The 2,640-nt window shown below is 59.5% G+C and carries 3 protein-coding genes; 1 reads left to right on the forward strand and 2 read right to left on the reverse strand.

Annotated elements, in window-relative coordinates; genetic code table 11:
* Positions 1 to 1,061 (reverse strand): M3 family metallopeptidase (locus VN887_09090; protein HXT40165.1); only part of this gene is annotated, 1,061 nt, incomplete at its 3' end.
* A 64-nt stretch (positions 1,062 to 1,125) separates the two neighbouring features.
* Positions 1,126 to 1,959: a cysteine peptidase family C39 domain-containing protein gene (locus VN887_09095; protein HXT40166.1), complete on the reverse strand. Its 834-nt coding sequence runs from the start codon at positions 1,957 to 1,959 to the stop codon at positions 1,126 to 1,128.
* Between the two features lie 235 nt (positions 1,960 to 2,194).
* Here VN887_09095 and VN887_09100 point away from each other — a divergent pair.
* Positions 2,195 to 2,640: hypothetical protein (locus tag VN887_09100; protein HXT40167.1), on the forward strand; the 446-nt coding region annotated here is incomplete at its 3' end.

Here is a 2,640-nt window from a genome sequence, read left to right on the forward strand (position 1 = left end):
GGCAGTCGCGCCTCCGCGAGTGTTGTCTGGTATCCACCAGGGGCCTTGCCTTTGCGGTTGTCGAGGTCGAGGAGGCGCAGGTCGTTCATCATTTTGAACCCATCCGACAATTCCCCGTCGAGCTGGTTGAAAATCCGCTGCGCGTCCGAAACCATTTGGTCCACCTTGCCGAACGGACGAAGTGGAGGGCGGTTCAGAGGATCAACCGCCAGATCCCATGGCTGCAGTTTGTCCAGTTTCAATTGCCCGCGCCGGACGGTTTGCAAGTCGCGCAACATCGGCATGACCTCGCGCTCGATGGCGTCATGAAATTTCAGGCAATCATTCGGGGTATAATCGAAGCGGCGGTTCCAGCGAAAGGCGTAGTCGCGATAGTTCGCGAACCCGGCGTTCCTGGCGATCTGTTCGCGGAGCGCCACCAGCCGGTCGAAGATGTCTTCGAATTTTTCTGCTTCCCGCAATCGACGCGTCGCGACCAGTTCCCACGTCTCCTTCCGCAGGGCGCGGTCAGGTTCTTCGAGGTAGGGCGCCATTTGCGCCAGAGTCTTCTCTTCGCCGCGAAATGCGACCGTCAACGAGCCGCACAGCTTTTGATACTGCTGGCTCAACCTGGCCTCTTCGGTCTCGAGTGGCACGTTTTCGGCGCGATAAAGGTCCACGCGCACCTGCGTCGCGCGGTCGAACACCGCGTAACGTTCCGTGGCCAGTTTTCCGCGCAGGGGGTGTTGCAGGTAAAGTTCCTCCAGCCTGAACTGCCGGGGTTTGAGACGGGGCTCGATCTGTTCGACGAAATGGAGGTAGTCCTTTTCGGCATCCGCGTTGTCCGTGTGGCAGGTCATGGCGACATAACGGCGCGCGCCTTCCTCGTCGAGAGCGGCGTTCAGTTCGCCCCAGTCAAGCAGCCAGCGTTCGAGAGTCGGGGCGGTCCTGGATTGCGCGGCGCCGGCCTCGAGCCGGTCGAACAGCGGCGCGATTTGAGACCAGTCACCCAGATCAGTTTTCTCCGGGACGAACGCGCGTTTTTTGTGGGGCCGCAGTTTGTCGAACGGCAACGGATTCATGCGCGAGAGGATGATGAGAAACGCGCGGCTGGAAAAGGAAAACGTGCGAAAACGTGTCGCGCGTTCACAACTTGCGCTTCAACGTGACACCGACGAACCGCCACTTCCGGGCAAATTCGGCGTGACCCAGCGTTTGCCTGCCGTTGAGAGGGTCGCCGACGGTCACGGTATGGTCGTCCACTTCGAGCACGGCAACGTAGTGGTCCACCAGAAAGGCGAACTTCATCAACGCGAGCGTGCAGCCCGATTGTTTGAGTTCGCCTACTGAATTGAACGCTCGATATTCGCAAATCAGTCCGTCGGGCCCGTAACGTTTCTGCAGGGAACGGCAAAGTATGTCCGGCGGCGTTCCCATTGCAGTGCTCGTGCCACAGAGGAGCGCGACTTCACTTTCGTCCGCCGGGATTCCCAGGCGCCGAAGCGCCGTCACGGCCGCGGCAGGTCCGCAGGTGTAATCGGTGCTCTGCCGGCAGACATTGTCGGAATCCATCCGAGTTTTAAGCGCCGCCAGTTGACTGCGGTTGAATGCGGGCGCGAGAAACGGCCATGCCGAGACTTGGAAAACCACCAGGATCATCAACCCCGTAATCGCGACGCGATCGCGACGACGCGGAAGACGGGACAGGGGCGTCGTCAAGACCATCGTGCCGATGAGTGCCGTCAGCGCAAACTCGTTGCGCCCGGCCATCAGCCAGGAAAACGGCGCGACGAACTCCAGTGTGCGAACCCGGTACGCAAGCCCGATCAGCAGGACTAAAATAAACGGAATGAAATAGCCGAACGTCCAGTAGGGCCGGGGCAGTCGGGAGAACCAGCGGCCCAGTGCAAAGCCGACGACTCCCAGAAGAATTACACCGCACGTTTCCAGCCACGGATTCATACCGGTATGTCGAGCCACATTGCTCTGGTTGATTGGACAGGGTGAAGGCGCGGAAATCACGGCAGCCTTTGTCGGGCGCATTTGGGTGTTTCCGTCATTGTGCCGGTGACGGGCCGTGGGCTGGAAATGTGGAAATCATCCGTCGGGTTCGCTCCCCGTTTGAACGCCCATTGTTTTCTATGTTCAAACTGATGACGGTTGTGCTAGATGTTTTACGCAACGAACTGAAAGCGTCCACAGGGCGTCAGATTTTATGAAAGCAAAATCCCTTCTCCCGCTGGCCTTCGCCATGGTGCTCGCCGGGTGCTCGACCGCGCCAAAAACCGACGTTTACACCTACCACAGCGACATCGGCGGGCCGGGCATTGACCTCATCCTCGACAACGAACTCGACAGCGGTGACAAACCAAGCGAGCTGGTCTGGCTGAACGCATCGCGCATTCGACAGGGCGCGTGGGACGCCAAGTATTATCTCGAGGTGCGTTACCAGGCGCTGCCGCAGACCGGGTATCTCGACATCGCGCCGGGCGAAACTCTCATGCTGACGGTGGACGGGCAGATGATGAAATTCGGGGGAGTCGGCAGCTTGAACGAGCGAAAGGAGATGAATGGCACGCTGCTGGAGCATGCCATTTACGAGGTCAAGGTGGACGACCTCCGCAAGATCGCCAAAGCGAGGGAGGTCAAGGTGGACATCGC

It is taken from the genome of Candidatus Angelobacter sp. (assembly GCA_035607015.1).
In the GTDB taxonomy this organism is placed as follows: Bacteria; Verrucomicrobiota; Verrucomicrobiia; order Limisphaerales; family AV2; genus AV2.